Raw genomic sequence first — 18,452 nt, 5'->3', positions numbered from 1 at the left:
CGCGCCGCCCGCGCCGCCACCCTGGCCGCGGCGGCCGGCGCGTTCACGCTTCCCGCCGGGACCTGACAAGGCTGGCCACCGTGAATCCGGACGCACGGCGCACGACGCGGCACCGGGACCACGGCGGCCGGCCGGGCCGGTACGCCGAACGCACCGGCCCCCGCTGACCGTTCGGCCGACCGCCGCCCCGGGGCCGCCGCTCTCAGCCGACCGGCCGCGCGCCCCTGGCGAGCAGCTCGGCGACGCGGGCGAAGCCGTCCTCGCCGTGGCCGAGCCCGATGGCGCGGCCCACCAACCCCTGCACCGCGTGCATCAGCCCGGCGTCGATGCCATGGCTCTCGGACACCGAGACGATGTGCGCCGTCGAGGACGCGGTCGAGGTCAAGGGGTTGTCGTCGTGGGAGTAGGAGCCCTCGTCCACCTCGGCGGCCAAACCCTGGAAGATCGGCGGCAGGATCGCCGCGATGCCCTCGGCGAACGGCGCCAACTCCCGCGCGCCGATCCCCTCCGCGCCGGCGATCGCCAACGCATGGGCATAACCGGCCATCGCCGACCAGAAGATGTCCAACAGCGCCAGGTCATAGGCAGCGGCCAGGCCCACGGCCTCCCCGAGATGGGTGTGGCCCCCGGCGCCGAGCGCCTCCAACGTCGGGAGGTGACGCCGGAAGTGCGCCTCCGGGCCGCTGTAGAGGAATACCCCGTCCGGCGTCCCGATGGTGGTGGTCGGCGTCATGATCGCGCCGTCCAGATAGTCGACGCCCCGCTCGCCGGCCCAGGCCGCCAACTCCCGGGCGCGTTGGGGCGTGTCATTGGACAGGTTCACCACCACGCGCCCCTTGAGTGTCTCCGCGACCCCCTCGGCGCCGAGAACGGCCTCGACCGCCCGGTAGTTCACCACACAGATCACCGTCAACTCGCTGGCCGCCACCGCCTCGGCGGCCGAGGCGGCGGCCAGCGCGCCACGCTCCACCAGCTCCCGTTCCCGGCCCGGGGTCCGGTTCCAGACCGTGGTCCGGTGCCCCGCCGCGACAAAGGCCCCCGCCAGCGCCCGCCCCATCGGGCCGAGCCCCAGGACGGTCACGGAAGACCGGCCGGCCTCCGGTTGTTCAGGGGACTCAGGGGACTCAGGGGATGCGGTCATGCCGGGTTCGCTCCTCGTGACGTCGATGTCGCTGTCTGTCGTCGTTCTGTGGAAAGTCATGGCACCTCGTGGGAAATCGTTGGGAACGCGTGGAAAGGGGCGCCGATGAGGCGCAGCAAGGCCCGGGACACCGAGGTCTGTGGGGTCACCGCCGCGATCGACTCGATCGACGGCAAGTGGAAGCCGTCGCTGCTCTGGCTGTTGGAGGCAGGCCCGCGCCGCCCGGGGGAGCTGCGCCGCCAGCTGTCCGGCATCAGCGAGAAGGTCCTGACCCAGGCCCTGCGCGAGATGGAGTCCGAGGGCCTGGTCCACCGCCAGGTGTTCGACGAACTGCCCCTGCGCACCGAGTACTCGCTGACCCCGGTCGGCCGCGAGCTGTCGGAGATCCTGGCGCCGCTCTCCGACTGGGGCCACCGCCGCCTCGAACGCCTCGGCGTTGGCCCGTCCACCTACTGAACCGCCCGCCCGCGCCGCCCGCCTGACCACCAGGTTCGTCGTCCCTGGGCCCGCTGCCAAGTACCCACTTTCTGGTGGGTACCCAGGCGGGCGGGCGGGCGGGCCCGGCGATCGGCGCCGGCACGGGAAAGGCCCGCCCCCGCGCCCGGCCTACGACCGGAACGTGGGGGCGGGCCTCAGGCCCGAACGCCCGACTCAGGCGCCGTGCGCGTGCTCAGGCTTCCCGCAGTCGTGCGGGGGCCGGTCCCCGTGGTGCGGGGGCTTGTGCCCGTGGTGGGGCGGCTTGTGCCCGTGGTGCGGGGGCTTGTCCCCGTGGTGCGGGGGCTTGTGGCAGCAGCAGTCGCAGGGGCACTCGCAGCAGGGCGGATGCGGTCCGGGCACCCGGACGGTGACCTCGGTCTCGCACGGCAGGTCCTCCCCGTCCGCACAACGCGCGCCCTCCGTCTCGGAGTTCACCGCGTTCCGCAACACCCGATCACCCTCGTCCGGATCATCCACCCGAACCGTGTACGTGATCGTCGCCGTCTCCCCCGGAGCCAACGCCCCACTCCACTCCAACACCGAACCAACCACCGACACCGACCCCACATCGGCCACCGGCTCCCCCACCAACTCCGCGTCATCCAACACACCCGACAGGTCATCCGAGAACCCCGCCGGATCAACCACAGCATCCCCCTCGTTCGACACCGACACCGTGTAGGTCACCTCACCCCCAGGACCCACCTCAGCCACACTCGCCGACTTGTCGATCACCAGGTCCCTGACCCGCTGGACCACGGGAACGGAGGCCGAGGACTCGTTGGAGACGACCTCGTCGCCGGCGGCGTTGAGGCCCTCGGCGGTCGCCGTGTTGGTGAACGTCCCGGTGAGGACGTCGTCCTCGGTGATCACATGGCTGCCGGTGCACACCATCGACGAGGTCGGGGTGCCGGCGGGGCCGAGTTCCGTCTCGGGACAGCTGATGTCCGTGACGGAGGGGTCGTTGACCGCCACGTCGGTCAGCGTCCTCGTGCCGGTGTTGGTCACCAGGAACTCGTACTCGACGGTGTCCCCGACGTCGTAGGGATCCGTCGTGCCGCTGGTGACGGTCTTCACCACGTTCAACTCGTCCAGCTCCTGGACGGACATCGCGGTGACGTTGCCGATCAGGTGCGTGTCGAAGAAGCCCCCGGTCGAGGCCGAGAAGCCGAACTTGTAGGTCGGCGGGGCGTCCTCGGGCAGTTCCTGGGTCAGGACCGTCCGGAAGCCCGCGCCGTCCTGGAAGTCGATGTCCACCTCGACGGTGGGCCGGACGTCCGGGCTGACCGTGATCTGCACGGTGCGGCGCGCGGGTACGGGGTCGGTGCCCTGCTCGCGCAGGCTGCCCGGCAGGGTGGAGGTGTAGCCGGCGGGGGCGCTGGCGTCGGGCTCGATGGTGGAGGCGAGGAAGCAGTAGCCCTCGATGTCCTGGCCCGGGCCGCGCACGGTCACCGTGTTCGGCACCTGGGCGTCCACCGTGATCGGCGAACGCTGGTCCTCGGGGCAGCCGTTGCCCCGGTTCTCGAAGTCGTTGGCGAAGTTGCCGTAGGCGTCGAGGCCGATGCCCACATACCCGCCGTCCACGCCCGGTTCGAGGTTGCGCTGGGCGTAGCCCAGGGACCCGCCCGTCGCGCCCGCGCTGGTCAGGTCGGTGGCGCCGTCGACCAGGAAGAACCCGATCCCGTCGGCGCCGGCCCCGTCGGGGTTGGTGCCGTACTGGTACTGGTCGAAGGTGACCTGGAGCCCGCCGATCCCCAGCAGCGGCCGGTTGTAGAGGAGCCCGCCGGTGCGGTAGGTGCCGCTGTCGGTCAGCTGGAGGTACCCGGGGGTGACGCCGGCCGGGGGCACCGGCCCGGTCGTCTGGTCGGGGCCGTCGCACGGCCCGACGGTGGAGACCCCGGGCGGCGGCTCGGCCGAGGCCCCGGTCAGGCAGGCGGTGTCGAGGGGAACGAAGCCCGGGTCGTCGACCTGGGTCCCGGCGAAGGTCTCGTCCAGCAGCAGCGAACCGTCGCTCGGCGGCGCCATCGGCACCGCGCCGGGAGAGGACGTGGGGGAGTGCGCCAGTCCCGGGCTCGCGCCGAGCAGCACGGCGAGGACGGCGCCCGCCGTGGCCGCCAGGGGCGACCACGGTCGGACGGTGAGTCGTGGGGTTCTCATGGAGGCACGCTAAGGAGCCACCCGGCGCCGGCCCGTGCCACGCGACGTTGACACGCACACAGCAGAACCGCTTCGGCGGAGTCGGGACGGTGACGGGTCGGCGCCCACGGGCCGTGTGACGCGCGGCGGTGGTTGTCACCAGTTTCGAAGATCCACTCCGGTGGGAGTTCGCGGACTATCCGCGTCCTTCCCCGGCTGGTGAGTGATCGTTTCCCGCGGGTGCGGTGGTGTGCGTGCGCCAGAGGGCTTGGTAGTGCTCCGGGCTGTGGGCTGTGCCGGGTAGGGGGGTTGTGGGGCCGGGGCGCAGGCCGTCGATCGCGATGGCGAGGACGCGCTGGCGTGCGGTGTTGTCCTGTGCGCCGGGGGCGGCGGGGTGTCGCATACCGAACTGGCCGATGAACAGGAAGATGTCCATGGTGGTGACGTCGCCGCGCAGCGCGCCGGCGGTGCGCGCGCGTGCGATGAGCGCTTCGGCAAGCTCTTGGGCACGCTCGCTGCTTCGCCGCATGGCGGGGGTGGGGCGGATGGTTCCGGCGAGGGGGGCGAGGGTTCCCAGGCCGAAGTCCACGCAGCGCTGGATGAACGCCACCAGGGCCTGCCAGGGCTCGTCGATGGCGGCGCTGGCCTCGGCCGCGGCGGCGATCTGGTCCATGGAGTCCTCGCACAGGTGCTGAAAAAGCTCCTCCTTGGTCCGGTAGCGGCGGTAGAGGCTGCCCATCCCCACGCCGGCCCGTTCGGCGATGGCCGCGACGGGAGCGCCGAAGCCCTGGACGGCGAAGACCTCACGGGCGGCCTCGATGAGCGCGCGGTCGTTGCGGGCGGCACGGGTCTGCGGGCCTGGCTTGCGGCGGGGCACGGGTGTCTCGGGCGTCTCGGGGGAGGCGGCGTCGCGCATGACGCCAGGATAGCGCTTGCGGAGCGATTCACTCCGAGTTAGCTTACTCGGAGTGAATCGCTCCGAATGGAGGAGGTGTTTCGGTGCAGGCTGTCATGCTGCGGGAGTTCGGCCCGCCGGAGGTGCTGGTCACCGAGCAGGTGCCCGATCCCGTCGCCAAGCCGGGACAGGCGCTGGTGGCGGTACAGGCCGTCAGCGTCACGTTCGTCGAGACCCAGATCCGGGCCGGACGTGGGCCCACCCCCGCCCACCGCCCTTCGTTGCCGGTGATCCCCGGCAACGGCGTGGGCGGAGTGGTGACCGGGGTGGGCGAGGGCGTCGAACGCGGGCTGCTGGGCGCTCGCGTGGTGACCACGACCGGTGGCAGCGGCGGCTATGCCGGACTGGTCGCGGTGGACGCCGCCGAGCTGATCCCCGTCCCCGAAGGGCTTCGGGTGACCGACGCCACGGCGCTGCTGGCCGACGGCCGCACGGCCATGCTGCTGAGCCGCACGGCGGCCCCGGGCCCGGGCGAGTACGTGCTGGTGGAGGCGGCGGGCGGCGGCGTCGGCAGCCTGCTGGTGCAGTTGGCCGCCGCCCGTGGCGCCCACGTGATCGCCGCCGCCGGTGGCGCGGCCAAGCTGCGGCTGGCCGAACGCCTGGGCGCCCGGTCGGCAGTCGACTACACCGATCCCGGCTGGCCCGACCGGGTACGCGCTGCCACCGGCGGCGCCGGTGTCGACCTGGTCTTCGACGGGGTCGGCGGCGCCATCGGCGAGGCGGCCGCGGGCCTGCTGCGGCGTGGCGGCCGCCTCTGCTCGTTCGGCATGGCCAGCGGACAGGCGACCACGCTCGACGGCCCCACGGCCGACCGCCTCGGGATCACGGCTGTGGGCTTCGGCCCGCCGCCCGCCCCAGGGGAGCTACGTCAACTGGTCCGCGACGCACTCGCGGAGGCTGCCGCCGGACGGCTGCGCCCGACGATCGGGCAGACCTTTCCGCTGTCGGCCGCGCCGGAAGCGCACGCGGCCATCGAGGCACGCGCCACCCTCGGCAAGACCCTCCTCATCCCCACCCCTCCTACACGAAACGGCAGATGAGATGACCGCTGACAGCATCATCCTCGTGACCGGCGCGACCGGGAACCAAGGCGGCGCGACCGCCCGCCACCTCCTGGCCCGCGGCCAGCGGGTACGCGCCCTGGTGCGCGACCCGGACACCCCCGCCGCGCTCCGGCTCAAGGCCCGGGGCGCCGAGCTTGCCCAGGGCGACCTGAACGATCCTGACTCGCTGCGCCGCGCCATGACCGGCGTCCACGGCGTCTTCAGCGTCCAGGCGCTGGCCTACGAGCCCGAGACCCTGGCCACCGAGATCCGCCAGGGCAAGAACGTGGCCGACACAGCCCAGGAGACGGGAGTGGCCCACCTGGTCTACAGCTCGGTTGGCGGGGCCGAACGCGACACCGGCATCGATCACTTCGAGAGCAAGGCCGCCATCGAACGCCACATCCAGGCCCTCGGCCTGCCCGCCACCGTGCTGCGTCCGGTGTTCTTCATGAACAACCTGCTCCACTACGCCGACGCCACGGAGAACCGCGAACGCGTCATGCGACTCCCGGTGGACCCGGACCGGCCCATGCAGATGATCGCTGCCGACGATATCGGCCACTTCGCCGCCGAGGCGTTCAACCACCCCGCCGACTACCTCGGCAGGGAGCTGGAGATCGCCGGTGACGCCCCCTCCTTCTCCCAGGTCGCCGAGATCTACCAGCGCGTCACCGGCGTCCCCACCCGCCTGGAGCCCGAACCCATCACCGAGCGCATGTTCCAGTGGTTCGCCGAGAGCGGCTACCAGGCCGACATCCCCACCCTGCGCCGCCTCCACCCGAACATGCTGACCCTGGAAGCCTTCCTGCGCCGGCACACCAAGCCCGCCGACTCCTGATCCCACCGGACACCAGGACCCGCTCGATCGGCATGATCGGGCGGGCCCCGTCAACCGCACACCAGCTCACTCGTGAACGTTCCAGCTCAGTCGGCCAGGAGGATCTGCCGGCGAAGCGCCACGCGTCACGGCCGGGCGGGCGCGGGCGTGCGTTCTGCCGCAAGCGGGGCGCTTGCAATTGCTAGCACCGTCCGGCAGGCTGGGGTCATGGCTTCACTCGGTGTGGGAGATCTGGGGGCGTTCCTTCGGGAGCAGCGGCGGCAGGCGCAGTTGTCCCTGCGTCAACTGGCCGACGCCGCCGGGGTGTCCAACCCCTATCTCAGCCAGATCGAGCGCGGGCTGCGCAGGCCGAGCGCGGAGATCCTCCAGCAGATCGCCAAGGCGCTGCGGATCTCCGCCGAGACGCTCTATGTCCAGGCCGGCTTTCTCGACGAGCGGGTGCAGGAGGAGGCCGATGCCGACGCGCGGGTCGGGGTGCGCGAGGCGATCCTCGCCGACCCGGGCCTGAACGAGCGGCAGAAGGAGGCCCTGCTCCAGATCTATGTCTCGTTCCGGAGCGAGAACGCCCGCGACCAGCCGGCCGGCGAGGCGCCAGCGCGCGACCAGCCGGCCGGGGCCGGAGACGAGAGACCGCGCGGCAGGCGCCGCCCGCGCGCCCGCGACCAGCACGACGACTGACCGACCCACGGGAGGGAACCACCATGGCCATCACCGATGACCTGCGGAAGACACTGACCGACTCCACGCCGCTCTATGTGGCGGCCGGCACCGCCGACCTCGCCGCGCAGAAGCTGCGCGAGCTGCCCGCCACCCTCGACCGGCTGCGGGCCGAGGCCCCCGAGCGGCTGCCCAAGCTGCGCGAGCGCGCCCAGCACGCGGCGCTGACCGGCGTCGGCCTGGCCCTGGAGTACGCGGTCAAGGCGCGGGAGACGTACGACGGGCTGGCCGAGCGCGGCAAGACCGTGGTCGAGCGACGGCGCGGCGAGGACGGGCCCGAGGAGGGCTGGTCCGAGGTGAAGGTCGAGCGCGCCCCGGTCACCGAGCCGGTGACCGAGCCGGCCAGCGTCACCGAGGAGGCGGAGGCCGCTGAGGCCAAGGAAGCGGCTGGGGAGGCCCCGGCCGAGGCCACGGGGAAGAAGGACGCGCCGGCCAGGCCCCGCCGGGCCAACGGCAGCCGCAGGGCCGCCACCCGCGAGCCCCGGAAGATGCCGCCCAAGGACTGACCGGGACCAGGCGTCAACAGCCGGCAGCCCGGGCATTACCGGCCCGGGCTTCCGGCCGGTAGCGTGGAAGACGACCATCGGCAAACGGCCGCAAACGGACACGGTGGGTGGCGGAGCATGTTTTACGAGACGTTTATGTCGCTGTGGTTCTACCTCTTCCTCGCGCTGCTGCTCATGAGCGGCTACGCGCTGATCCACGCGGCGCTCCAGCGCGAGGACGCGTTCCGCGCCGCGGACAAGCAGACCAAGCCGGCCTGGCTGGTGATCCTCGGCGTCTCCGTCGCGGTCCAGCTGGCCATCCCGATGCTGCTGCTGGTGCTGGCGGCGACGGTCGCCACCATCGTCTACCTCGTCGACGTGCGGCCGGCGCTCCGCGCCGTGACCGGCGGTGGCGGCGGTAACGGCGGCTGGAGCAGCAGCGACGGCCCGTACGGCCCGTACAACGGCAACCGCTGAGACGCGACCCCCCGGCTCCCGCCCGGGGAGCCGTGGGAAGGTTAGCCGTGGCTGGTTCCTGCCCTTAGCATCAACGGGACAACAGCCGCTGAATGCCAGAGGAACTGCCGTGCGCTTTCGCCTGACGCCGAAGGAGACCAGCTTCTACGAGCTGTTCTCCACCGCGGCCGACAACGTGCTCAGTGGCTCGAAACTGCTGATGGAGCTGCTGGGCGCCGACGCCGCCGCGCGGGTGGAGATCGGCGAGCGGATGCGCGCGGCCGAGCACGCCGGCGACGATGTGACCCATGCCATCTTCCACCAGCTGAACTCGTCGTTTGTCACCCCGTTCGACCGTGAGGACATCTACCGGCTGGCCTCGCTCCTCGACGACATCATGGACTTCATGGAGGAGGCCGTCGATCTGGTGGTCCTCTACGAGATCGACGAGCTGCCCAAGGGCGTGGAGAGCCAGATAGAGGTGCTCGGCCGGGCGGCGGAGCTGACCGCCGAGGCGATGCCCAGGCTGCGGGACATGCGGGACCTCAACGAGTACTGGATCGAGGTCAACCGCCTGGAGAACCAGGCCGACCAGGTCCACCGCAAGCTGCTGGCGCAGCTGTTCAACGGGGGCTTCGAGGCCATCGAGGTCATGAAGCTCAAGCAGATCGTGGATGTGCTGGAGGAGGCGGCCGACGCCTTCGAGTCGGTGGCCAACACGGTGGAGACCATCGTGGTCAAGGAGTCCTGAACCCACCGTGGACACCTTCGCACTGATCGTCGTGATCGGCGTCGCGCTCTTCTTCACCTACACCAACGGGTTCCACGACTCGGCGAACGCGATCGCCACCTCCATCTCCACCCGGGCGCTCACCCCGAGGGTCGCCCTCGGAATGGCCGCCGTGATGAACATGGCCGGGGCCTTTCTGGGCTCGGGCGTGGCCAAGACCGTCAGCGAGGGGCTGATCGCCACCCCGACGGGCAAGCAGGGCATGGTCATCCTCTTCGCCGCGCTGGTCGGGGCGATCGCCTGGAACCTGATCTCCTGGCACTACGGGCTACCCTCGTCGTCCTCGCACGCCCTCTTCGGCGGGCTGGTCGGCGCGGCGCTGGCCGGCAGCTCGACGGTGTACTGGGGCGGGGTGCTCACCAAGATCGTGATCCCCATGTTCCTCTCCCCACTGATCGGCCTGGTGCTGGGCTATCTCGTGATGGTCGGCATCCTGTGGGCGTTCCGGCGGGCCAACCCGCACCGGGCGCAGCGTGGCTTCCGGATGGCGCAGACCGTCTCGGCGGCCGGGATGGCCCTGGGCCACGGGCTCCAGGACGCGCAGAAGACCATGGGCGTGGTGGTGATGGCCCTGGTGATCGCCGACGTGCAGGACGAGAGCGACGCCATCCCGGTCTGGGTCAAGGTGTCCTGCGCGGTGATGCTCTCGCTGGGGACCTACGCCGGCGGCTGGCGGATCATGCGGACCCTGGGGCGGCGGATCATCGAGCTGGACCCGCCGCGCGGATTCGCCGCCGAGACCACGGCGGCCTCGGTGCTCTACACCGCGTCGTACTTCTTCAACGCGCCGATCTCGACGACCCATGTGATCACCTCGGCGATCATGGGCGTGGGCGCCACCCGCCGGGTGAGCGCGGTGCGGTGGGGCGTGGCGGGCAACATCGTGCGGGGCTGGTTCATCACCATGCCGGCGGCCGGCGGGGTGGCCGCGCTCTGCTATCTGCTGGTGCACCTCGTCGTGGGTTAGGTCGTGTCCGTGAAGTCTCGTCGGATCAGACCGCGGCGTCAGACGCGGTGCGTCGCGAGGCGCCGGATCGCAGCTCATACCTGGCCGTATTCGCGCGATGCGGTAACGCGGCGAGGTGCCGCGTATGGCGTCACGGGCCCGGCGAGACTTCACGGACACGGCCTAGGACCGCCGGCTGAGCCCGCGCGCCCGGGGAGCGCGGCACCGTTCGGGCACCATCCCTTCACAGACTCCATACCTGGGAGCATGGTCGCAACCCCTTCCCTCCGCTCATGATCGAGTGGGGGGATGGATGACACCCCCTGTCAACTTCTGTCATCAGGGGGACAGTTGAGGAAAGATTCAAGGGAGCCGACGCGGATACCCGGCCGGCGGGTCAGGACCAGGACCAAGGTCGCCACCGCCGTCACCGCGACCGCCGTGGCGCTCGCCGTCACCGCGACGCTCGCGAACACGGCCGGCGCCGAGCCGACGCCGACGGGCACCGTGCCCACCGTCTCCGAGGGACAGGCCACGGGCGAACGCCTCACCCTGATCACCGGCGACCAGGTGGTGCTGGGCCGGGGCGGGGAGGTCGCCGGGCTGATCCCGGCCGAGGGCCGCGAGAACATCCCGGTGCGCACGGCGCGCGTGGGCGGCGGCGTCTCGGTGCTGCCGGCCGACGTCCTGCCGCTGATCGCCGACGGCACGCTGGACCGCCGCCTCTTCGACATCGAGGCGCTCAGCGAGCAGCGCCGCCAGCAGGACGAGGGGCTGCGGCTGATCGTCTCCTACGCCGAGAACGCCCAACAGGCCGAGGCCGCCGAGCTGTTCGCCGACGCCGACCCCGAGGTGGGCGCCACCCTCTCGGCGGTCAACGGCGAGGCGTTGACCGTCGCCGACGCGGACGCGGCCGCGCTGTTCGCCGCGCTCACCACGCGCTCCGAGGGCGCCGCCACCCTGTCCGCCGCTCCGGCGATCGAGTCGGTGGCGCTGGACGGCGTGGTCACCAAGTCGCTGGACGTCAGCGTCCCGCAGATCGGCGCGCCCGAGGCGTGGGAGGCCGGCTTCGACGGCAGCGGCGTCACCGTCGCCGTGCTGGACACCGGCATCTCCGCCGATCACCCGGACCTCGGCGCGGACAAGGTCGTCGCCGAGCAGAACTTCTCCGAGTCGGACACCGCCTCCGACCGCGACGGCCACGGCACCCACGTCGCCTCCACCGTCGCCGGCGTCGGCGACCCGTACACGGGCGTGGCGCCCGGCGCCTCGCTGCTCAACGGCAAGGTGCTGGACGACTACGGCAGCGGCTGGGAGTCGGACATCATCGAGGGGATGCAGTGGGCCGTCGATGAGGGCGCCGACATCGTGTCGATGAGCCTGGGCGGCTACGCCGGCCCGGAGATCGACCCGATGGAGGAGGCCGTCAACACCCTCTCCGCCGAGAGCGGCGCGCTCTTCGTGATCGCCGCCGGCAACGAGGGCCCGTCCGCCGGCACCATCGGCAGCCCGGGCACCGCCGACGCGGCGCTCACCGTGGGCGCCGTGGACGACGACGACGCGCTCGCCGAGTTCTCCTCCGTCGGCCCGCGCACCCGGGACGGCGGGCTGAAGCCCGACGTCACGGCGCCGGGCGTGGACATCGCCGCCGCCGGCGCCGAGGGCGCGGCGATCTGGGAGTACGGCACCCCGGTCGACGACACCCATGTCGCGATCTCCGGCACCTCCATGGCCACGCCCCATGTGGCCGGCGCCGCCGCGCTGTTGGCGCAGGCCAACCCGGACCTGACCGGCGACCAGATCAAGGCCGCCCTCGCCGGCTCGGCGATCACCGCCGAGGGCTACTCCGCCTTCCAGCAGGGCTCGGGCCGGATCGACGTCCCGGCGGCCATCGCGCAGAGCGTGATCGCCGAGCCGTCCTCGCTGAGCTTCGGCGCCGTGCCCTTCCCGCACGAGGACGCCGAGCCGGTCACCAGGGAACTCACCTACCGCAACCTCGGTGACGCCGACGTGACGCTCCAACTGGCCGCCGAGGGCACCGACCCCGAGGGCAACCCCGCCCCCGAGGGCCTGTTCGCCCTCAGCGCCGACGAGGTCACCGTCCCGGCCGGCGGGACCGCGACCGTCGAGGCCACCGCGAGCACGGCGGCCGGCGAACTCTTCGGCGGGCACTCGCTGTTCGTCACCGCGACCGCCGAGGACGGCACCACCGTCACCACGGCGGGCGGCGTCGAGCGCGAGGAGGAGAAGTTCGGGCTCGACATCGAGGTCACCGGCCGCGACGGGGAGCCGTCGCAGGACGCCTGGGTGACCGTGACCGATCTCGCGACGCTGGACCAGTACGACCTGCCCCTCGTCGACGGCGTCGCCAGCGCGCGGCTGCCGGAGGGCGAGTACGTGGTCGACGCCGCGCACTTCCACGCCACCGAGGACGGCGAGGAGCTGCTCGGCATCGACTGGCTGGTGGAGCCGAACGTCGCGCTGACCGAGGACACCGTGCTCAGCCTCGCCGCCACCGACGCCCAGCCCATCGACTGGACCGTGGAGGACGAGGCGGCCGAGCAGACCGACCTGAGCGTCGGCTTCGAGGCGTCCGACCCGGAGACGGGCTCGACCCTCGGCTCCTCCTGGTTCGCCGCCGGCCTGCCGGAGGGCTTCCACACCGCCCAGGTGGACACGCCGGACAACCCCGAGAGCTTCCTCGGCTTCGCCAACGCCGGCTGGGACAACGCCGAGACCAACGCCCAGTACCGGGCCGCCGACAGCAGCGAGGGCGCGTTCTACACCGGGCTGACGGCCCACCTCACGCTCGACCAGACCGCGCTCGTCGAGGCGGCGCTCGGCTCCTCGGTGCCGGACACGACGGGGGCGCTCCTCGTCTACCCGCCGGCGGCGGGTCTCATCTCCGCCTACGATGTGCCGCTGCCGCTGACCACCAACCTGTACCTCCAGGAGGGCACGCCCTGGGCGACCGACTACCTCCAGAACACCGAGGACCTCTTCGGCATGGTCTTCGGCTTCACGGACTACGTCGACTACACGGCCGGCGAGACCTACGACCTCACGTTGAACGTGGGCGTCCACGGCCCGACCGCGAACGAGAACACCTCGCTGGTCCGCGAGGGTGACACGCTCTACGGCTGGATCAACCCGTTCACCGACGGCGCGGGCAACCCGGTCTTCAGCCTGTACGACTCGGCGAGCACCACGCTCTACCGGAACGGCGAGGAGTTCGCCACGGCGGACGACCTGCTGGACGCGGTCGAGTTCGAGCTGCCCGCCGAGGAGGCCGAGTACGAGCTGGTCACCACGGTCTCCCGGGGCGCGCCGGTGGCCGCGGTCACCACGGAGGTCACCGCCTCCTACACGTTCACCTCGGCGGCGACCGAGGAGGCGACGGAACTGCCGTTCAGCGCCGTCCGGTTCACCCCGGAGCTGGCCCTGGACAGCACCACGCCGGCCGGTGAGACGCTGACCGTGCCGGTCACCGTCCAGGGCGCGGCGGCCGAGAACGCCGAGTCCCTGGTCGTCTCCGCCTCCACCGACGGCGGCGAGACCTGGGATGAGGTCGAGGTCGTCGACGGCGCGGTCGAGATCGTCAGCCCCGAGGCCGGCGGCAGCGTCTCGCTGCGCGCCCAGGTCGACGACGGCGACGGCAACGCGTTGACGCAGACCATCATCGACGCCTACCGCACCGCCTGACCGACCCGCACCAGCGGGCGACGGCCCGCGTTCCCTCCTCGAACGGGAGGGAACGCGGGCCGTTCGTCGTGCGGGGCCCCGGCGTCTCAGCCGAAGCGGCCGGAGATGTAGTCCTCGGTCGACTGGACCGAGGGGTTGGAGAAGATCTTCTCGGTCTGGTCGATCTCGATCAGCCGGCCCGGCTGCCCGATCGCCGAGAGGTTGAAGAAGGCGGTGCGGTCCGAGACCCGGGCCGCCTGCTGCATGTTGTGGGTGACGATCACGATGGTGTACTCGGACTTCAGCTTGTCGATCAGGTCCTCGATGGCGAGGGTGGAGACCGGGTCGAGCGCCGAGCAGGGCTCGTCCATCAGCAGCACGTCCGGCTGGACGGCGGTCGCCCGCGCGATGCACAGCCGCTGCTGCTGGCCGCCCGACAGGCCAGAACCGGGCCGCGCCAGGCGGTCCTTGACCTCGTTCCAGAGGTTGGCGCCCCGCAGGTTCTTCTCCACCAGGTCGTCCAGCTCGGACTTCCGCCGCCCGCCGCCGTTGAGCCGGATGCCGGCGGCGACGTTGTCGTAGATCGACATGGTGGGGAACGGGTTGGGCCGCTGGAAGACCATCCCGATGGTGCGGCGCACCGACACCGGGTCGACGCCCGGGCCGTAGAGGTCCTCGTTGTCCAGCAGCACCCGGCCCTCGACGCGGCCGCCGGGGGTCACCTCGTGCATCCGGTTGAGGGTGCGCAGGAACGTCGACTTGCCGCAGCCGGACGGGCCGATGAACGCGGTCACCGCGCCCGGCTCGATGTGCATGGTGATGTCCTCGATCGCCTTGTGGGCGCCGTAGTACGCGGTCAGCCCGCTGACATCGATGCGCTTGGCCATGATGGGTGGCACCTCTCCTAACGGCCGGTCTTGGGGGCCTTCCAGCGGGCGATCCCGCGGGCGACCAGGTTGAGAACCATCACCAGGGCGATCAGCACCAACGCCGCCGCCCAGGCCCGGTCGTAGGCGGACTCGGTGCCGTAGGCCCACTGCTCGTAGACGTAGAGCGGCAGCGAGGACTGGGCGCCCTCGAAGACGTTGGCGTTGATCATGTTGTTGCCGAACACCAGCAGGATGATCGGCGCGGTCTCGCCGGCGATCCTGGCCAGGGCCAGCATCACCCCGGTGGTGATCCCGCCGATGGCGGTGGGCAGCACCACCTTGAGGATGGTGCGCCACTTGGGGATGCCAAGCGCCAGCGACGCCTCGCGCAGCTCGCCGGGGACCAGCTTGAGCATCTCCTCGGTGGAGCGGACCACGATCGGCATCATCAGGATGGCCAGCGCCAGCGCCCCGGCGAAGCCGGAGTAGCCCAGGTCCAGCATCATGATCCACAGGCTGAGGACGAAGAGGCCGGCGACGATCGAGGGGATGCCGGTCATCACGTCGACGAAGAAGGTGATCGTCTTCGCCAGCCGGCCCCGCCCGTACTCCACCAGGTAGACGGCGGTCAGCAGCCCGACCGGGATCGCCAACAGCGAGGCGAGCGCGACCTGTTGCAGCGTGCCCAGCAGCGCGTGGTAGATCCCGCCGCCGTCCTGCCAGCTGAGGACGCCGTTCATCGAGTGGGTCAGGAAGTACCAGTCGACGCCGGGCGCGCCCCGGGAGACGGTCTCCCAGATCAGCGAGGCCAGCGGCAGCACGGCCAGCACGAAGCTGGCCCAGACCAGGGTGGCGGCCAGCCGGTCCACGGCCTGCCGCCGGCCCTCGACGGCCGAGGTCAGCACGAAGCGGGCGACCACGAAGACGATCGCGGCGATCATGCCCCACTGCACCCGGCTGTCCAGCCGGCCGAGCAGCCCGGCGGCGACGCCGACGGCGGCCGAGCCGAGCAGCAGCGCCGCCAGCGACCAGCGCGGCAGCCTCGGCGGGCGCAGCGTCTCGGGGCGGACGTCGGCGGCGGCGCGGGCGCGGTTCAGGGTGGACTGGCTCATGCGTTGGCCCCCGAGTACTCCTTGCGGCGGGCGATGATCAGCCGGGCGACGCCGTTGACCAGCAGGGTCAGCAGGAAGAGCACCAGGCCGGAGGCGATCAGCGCGTCCCGCCCCATGGAGCCGGCCTCCTTGAACTGGCTGGCGATGTTCTGCGCGAACGTTCCGCCGCCGGACTCCAGCAGGCTGGCGTTGATCAGGAAGCTCGGCGAGAGGACCGTGGCCACCGCCATGGTCTCGCCCAGCGCGCGGCCAAGGCCCAGCATGGAGGCGCTGATCACGCCGGACCTGCCGAACGGCAGCACGGTCACCCGGACCACCTCCCAGCGGGTGGCGCCCAGCGCCAGCGCCGCCTCCTGGTGCGCCTTGGGCGTCTGCTGGAAGACCTCGCGGGTGACGGACGTGATGATCGGCAGGATCATCACGGCCAGCAGGATGCCGACCGTCATCAGGGAACGGGCGGGGCTGCCGTCGTAGGCGAGGATCCTCGTCCAGCCGAACAGGTCGTCCAGCCACTCGTAGAGCCCGGTCAGCCGGGGCACCAGGTAGAGCGCGCCCCACAGGCCGTAGATGATGCTGGGCACGGCGGCCAGCAGGTCCACCAGGTAGCCGATGGGCGTGGCCAGCCGGCGCGGCGCGTAGTGCGAGAGGAAGAGCGCGATCCCCACCGCGACCGGCACCGCGATGACCATCGCGATCACCGAGGAGACCACGGTGCCGAAGAGCAGCACCGCGATCCCGAAGTAGGGCGGGTCGGCGTTGGCCTCCCAGGCGAACGTCGTCAGGAAGTTGCCGTCGTTGGCCCGGATGGCGACCACGGCGCGGATGGCGAGGAAGACCGCGATCGCGGCCATGATCACCAGCAGCGCGATGCCGGAGCCCTTGGACAGGTTGCTGAACACCCGGTCGCCCAGGCGCGTGGTGCTCCGGTTCGACGCCCTGGGTGCGGGGGCGGGAGCCGGCGGCTTGGTGTCGTTCACGGTCATCTGGGCCTCAGTCCATCGCCTCGACGCGGTCCCGCACCTGCTGGATGATGTCGTCGGAGATCGGCGCGTAGTCGATCTCGGCCAGCGCGCGCTGGCCCTCCTCGCCGGCGGTGTAGTCGAGGAACGCCCGGGTCAGCTCCAGGGTGGCGGGGTCGTTGCCGCCGTCGCAGACGATCTCGTAGGTGACCAGCACGATGGGGTAGACGCCCTCCTCCCTGGTGGCGTAGTTCAGCTCCAGCGCCAGGTCGCCGTCCTCGCCGACCACCTCGGCCTCGGCGATGGCGTTGGAGGAGTTCTCCACGGTGGCCTCGACCGGCTCGCTGGCGCCGGTGTCCACGCGGACCGTGTCGAGGTCGTTCTGGTGCGCGTAGGACAGCTCGAAGTAGGCGATGGCGCCCGCGTTCTGCTGCACCATCCCGACCAGCCCCGACGAGCCGTCGGCGGACTGGCCGCCCCGGCCGCGCCACGCCTTGTCCGGCTCGTAGGGCCAGTCCTCGGGGGCCGAGGCGTGGAGGTAGGTGGTGAGGTTCTCGGTGGTGCCGGAGCCGTCGGAGCGGTGGAACGGCGTGATCGCCAGGTCGGGCAGGTCGACGCCCGGGTTGAGCGCGTCGATCGCCGGATCGTTCCAGCGGGTGATCTGGGAGTCGAAGATCCGCGCCAGCGTCGAGGCGTCCAGCGTCAGCTCGGGCACGCCCGGCACGTTGTAGCCGAGCGCGATCGGGCCGGCGGCCATCGGGAGGTGGATCGCCCGGCCGCCGTCGCGGCAGACCCGCCGGGACTCGTCGACCTCGCCGGGGCTCAGCAGCGAGTCGGAGCCGGCGAACGCGGTGGTGCCCTGGAGGAACTCCTGCACGCCGGCGCCTGAGCCGGTCGCCTTGTAGTTGATCTGGCTTCCTTCACAGTTGGCCTGGTAGGTGTTCACCCAGACCTCCATCGCGTTCGCCTGGGCGCTCGACCCGGAGGCCAGCAGCGTGCCGCCCGGGCCGCAGCTGAGGTCGTCCACGGTGAAGTCCACCGCTCCGGGGAGGCCGGAGTTGTCGTCCGTGCCACAGGCAGTGAGGACCAGAGCGCCCGCCGCCAGCGCGGCGCCAAGACCGAGCGCCCGCCGCCCCCTCGTGCGCGAAAGCTTCACTGTCGTCGATCCTTCCCGTAACCGTTCCCAACCGAAAGTAGGTTGATCAGGTGAATCGGCTTACGGTCAAAAGTGAATAGCAAATGAATCAGGCGGGGCGGTCAGGTTGCCGGCCGGGTGCACGATACTGCCCGGTTGGCGGACGATTCGTTACGCTATACCCGTCAGGGGTATATGAGCAGAAGGCGGCGTTATGACCACGGCGAAGACGGCGGCCGGGCCCGGCACGACCGGCGACGAGGACGCGGCGGCGCCGCACGGCGACGGGTCCCACGCGCAGGGCCAGCACGGGTACAGCAAGGACAAGGACGCCCACCTCAAGCGGCTGCGCCGGATCGAGGGGCAGGTGCGCGGCCTCCAGCGGATGGTCGAGGAGGACGTCTACTGCATCGACATACTGACGCAGGTCTCCGCCTCCACCAAGGCGCTCCAGTCGTTCGCCCTCCAGCTGCTGGAGGAGCACCTGCGGCACTGCGTCGCCCACGCCGCGCAGGAGGGCGGACCCGAGATCGACGCCAAGGTCGAGGAGGCCACGGCCGCCATCGCGCGGATGCTGCGCACCTAGGTTCTTTCGTTTGGATCATCGTGCGGACCAGATGAAGATGCCTGCGATGTGGAGTCCGGCGAGGTAGATGGTTGCGGTTTTGTCGTAGCGGGTGGCGAGGCCGCGCCAGTGTTTGATGCGGTT

General features: G+C 71.4%; 17 protein-coding genes. 10 read left to right on the top strand and 7 right to left on the bottom strand.

Annotation, left to right across the window (positions count from 1 at the left end; translation table 11 throughout):
• Positions 1-202 precede the first annotated feature (202 nt).
• Positions 203-1,141, bottom strand: coding sequence for an NAD(P)-dependent oxidoreductase (locus tag EBN88_RS20220; protein WP_122185325.1), 939 nt, complete (start codon positions 1,139-1,141; stop codon positions 203-205).
• Between the two features lie 105 nt (positions 1,142-1,246).
• Here EBN88_RS20220 and EBN88_RS20215 point away from each other — a divergent pair, with 105 nt between their 5' ends.
• Positions 1,247-1,597: a winged helix-turn-helix transcriptional regulator gene (locus EBN88_RS20215; protein WP_122185324.1), complete on the top strand. Its 351-nt coding sequence runs from the start codon at positions 1,247-1,249 to the stop codon at positions 1,595-1,597.
• A gap of 195 nt (positions 1,598-1,792) precedes the next feature.
• Here the strand turns inward: EBN88_RS20215 and EBN88_RS20210 are convergent, their stop codons facing one another.
• Both EBN88_RS20210 and EBN88_RS20205 read right to left on the bottom strand, forming a co-directional pair.
• A complete protein-coding gene (locus EBN88_RS20210; protein WP_147472777.1) occupies positions 1,793-3,775 on the bottom strand; it encodes a DUF7507 domain-containing protein in 1,983 nt (660 codons plus the stop codon).
• 175 nt (positions 3,776-3,950) lie between these two features.
• Positions 3,951-4,670: a TetR/AcrR family transcriptional regulator gene (locus EBN88_RS20205; protein ID WP_122185322.1), complete on the bottom strand. Its 720-nt coding sequence runs from the start codon at positions 4,668-4,670 to the stop codon at positions 3,951-3,953.
• A gap of 83 nt (positions 4,671-4,753) precedes the next feature.
• Between EBN88_RS20205 and EBN88_RS20200 the strand changes: the two genes are divergently transcribed.
• The 8 genes from EBN88_RS20200 to EBN88_RS20165 all read left to right on the top strand — a co-directional run bounded on the left by EBN88_RS20200 (position 4,754) and on the right by EBN88_RS20165 (position 13,689).
• The gene (locus tag EBN88_RS20200; RefSeq protein ID WP_122185321.1) at positions 4,754-5,749 is read left to right on the top strand and encodes a zinc-binding dehydrogenase; all 996 of its coding nucleotides are present in this window, start codon (positions 4,754-4,756) and stop codon (positions 5,747-5,749) included.
• A 1-nt stretch (position 5,750) separates the two neighbouring features.
• Complete coding sequence (locus tag EBN88_RS20195) at positions 5,751-6,593, top strand: NmrA/HSCARG family protein (RefSeq protein WP_122185320.1); 843 nt, start codon at positions 5,751-5,753, stop codon at positions 6,591-6,593.
• 207 nt (positions 6,594-6,800) lie between these two features.
• Positions 6,801-7,271: a helix-turn-helix domain-containing protein gene (locus EBN88_RS20190; RefSeq protein ID WP_122185319.1), complete on the top strand. Its 471-nt coding sequence runs from the start codon at positions 6,801-6,803 to the stop codon at positions 7,269-7,271.
• Positions 7,272-7,294: 23 nt separating this feature from the next.
• Complete coding sequence (locus EBN88_RS20185; RefSeq protein WP_122185318.1) at positions 7,295-7,816, top strand: hypothetical protein; 522 nt, start codon at positions 7,295-7,297, stop codon at positions 7,814-7,816.
• Between the two features lie 117 nt (positions 7,817-7,933).
• On the top strand, positions 7,934-8,272 hold the full coding sequence (locus EBN88_RS20180; protein WP_122185317.1) for a DUF2516 family protein: 339 nt from the start codon (positions 7,934-7,936) through the stop codon (positions 8,270-8,272).
• Between the two features lie 109 nt (positions 8,273-8,381).
• Positions 8,382-9,002 (top strand): DUF47 domain-containing protein, encoded by a 621-nt coding sequence (locus EBN88_RS20175; RefSeq protein WP_122185316.1) that lies wholly within the window; start codon positions 8,382-8,384, stop codon positions 9,000-9,002.
• 7 nt (positions 9,003-9,009) lie between these two features.
• Positions 9,010-10,008: an inorganic phosphate transporter gene (locus EBN88_RS20170; protein ID WP_122185315.1), complete on the top strand. Its 999-nt coding sequence runs from the start codon at positions 9,010-9,012 to the stop codon at positions 10,006-10,008.
• A gap of 330 nt (positions 10,009-10,338) precedes the next feature.
• Positions 10,339-13,689, top strand: coding sequence for a S8 family serine peptidase (locus tag EBN88_RS20165; RefSeq protein WP_233580804.1), 3,351 nt, complete (start codon positions 10,339-10,341; stop codon positions 13,687-13,689).
• An 86-nt stretch (positions 13,690-13,775) separates the two neighbouring features.
• Here EBN88_RS20165 and pstB read toward each other — a convergent pair whose 3' ends face one another.
• Genes pstB through pstS form a run of 4 tightly spaced genes read right to left on the bottom strand, consistent with a single transcriptional unit; the run spans position 13,776 to position 17,764 of the window.
• Positions 13,776-14,555 (bottom strand): phosphate ABC transporter ATP-binding protein PstB, encoded by a 780-nt coding sequence (pstB, locus tag EBN88_RS20160; protein ID WP_122185313.1) that lies wholly within the window; start codon positions 14,553-14,555, stop codon positions 13,776-13,778.
• A 17-nt stretch (positions 14,556-14,572) separates the two neighbouring features.
• The gene (gene pstA, locus EBN88_RS20155) at positions 14,573-15,649 is read right to left on the bottom strand and encodes a phosphate ABC transporter permease PstA (RefSeq protein ID WP_122185312.1); all 1,077 of its coding nucleotides are present in this window, start codon (positions 15,647-15,649) and stop codon (positions 14,573-14,575) included.
• Positions 15,646-16,632 carry a phosphate ABC transporter permease subunit PstC gene (pstC, locus tag EBN88_RS20150; RefSeq protein WP_122185311.1) on the bottom strand — a complete coding sequence of 329 codons (987 nt, stop codon included), beginning with the start codon at positions 16,630-16,632 and terminating at the stop codon, positions 15,646-15,648. Before pstC ends, pstA begins: the two co-directional genes overlap by 4 nt.
• A 7-nt stretch (positions 16,633-16,639) precedes the next feature.
• On the bottom strand, positions 16,640-17,764 hold the full coding sequence (pstS, locus tag EBN88_RS20145; RefSeq protein WP_122185310.1) for a phosphate ABC transporter substrate-binding protein PstS: 1,125 nt from the start codon (positions 17,762-17,764) through the stop codon (positions 16,640-16,642).
• A 193-nt stretch (positions 17,765-17,957) separates the two neighbouring features.
• Here pstS and EBN88_RS20140 point away from each other — a divergent pair, with 193 nt between their 5' ends.
• A complete protein-coding gene (locus EBN88_RS20140; protein WP_122185309.1) occupies positions 17,958-18,329 on the top strand; it encodes a metal-sensitive transcriptional regulator in 372 nt (123 codons plus the stop codon).
• The last annotated feature ends 123 nt before the right edge of the window (positions 18,330-18,452 follow it).

It is taken from the genome of Streptomyces triticirhizae, assembly GCF_003696235.1.
In the GTDB taxonomy this organism is placed as follows: Bacteria; Actinomycetota; Actinomycetes; order Streptomycetales; family Streptomycetaceae; genus Streptomyces; species Streptomyces triticirhizae.
Note: the sequence above shows the minus strand (reverse complement) of the source record. Positions and strands in the feature narration are given on the sequence as shown.

Coding starts and splice junctions, on each gene's coding strand:
- EBN88_RS20220 (WP_122185325.1), bottom strand. CDS start 1,141: ATGACCGCATCCCCTGAGTCCCCTGAGTCCCCTGAACAACCGGAGGCC.
- EBN88_RS20215 (WP_122185324.1), top strand. CDS start 1,247: ATGAGGCGCAGCAAGGCCCGGGACACCGAGGTCTGTGGGGTCACCGCC.
- EBN88_RS20210 (WP_147472777.1), bottom strand. CDS start 3,775: ATGAGAACCCCACGACTCACCGTCCGACCGTGGTCGCCCCTGGCGGCC.
- EBN88_RS20205 (WP_122185322.1), bottom strand. CDS start 4,670: ATGCGCGACGCCGCCTCCCCCGAGACGCCCGAGACACCCGTGCCCCGC.
- EBN88_RS20195 (WP_122185320.1), top strand. CDS start 5,751: ATGACCGCTGACAGCATCATCCTCGTGACCGGCGCGACCGGGAACCAA.
- EBN88_RS20190 (WP_122185319.1), top strand. CDS start 6,801: ATGGCTTCACTCGGTGTGGGAGATCTGGGGGCGTTCCTTCGGGAGCAG.
- EBN88_RS20185 (WP_122185318.1), top strand. CDS start 7,295: ATGGCCATCACCGATGACCTGCGGAAGACACTGACCGACTCCACGCCG.
- EBN88_RS20180 (WP_122185317.1), top strand. CDS start 7,934: ATGTTTTACGAGACGTTTATGTCGCTGTGGTTCTACCTCTTCCTCGCG.
- pstB (WP_122185313.1), bottom strand. CDS start 14,555: ATGGCCAAGCGCATCGATGTCAGCGGGCTGACCGCGTACTACGGCGCC.
- pstA (WP_122185312.1), bottom strand. CDS start 15,649: ATGAGCCAGTCCACCCTGAACCGCGCCCGCGCCGCCGCCGACGTCCGC.
- pstC (WP_122185311.1), bottom strand. CDS start 16,632: ATGACCGTGAACGACACCAAGCCGCCGGCTCCCGCCCCCGCACCCAGG.
- EBN88_RS20140 (WP_122185309.1), top strand. CDS start 17,958: ATGACCACGGCGAAGACGGCGGCCGGGCCCGGCACGACCGGCGACGAG.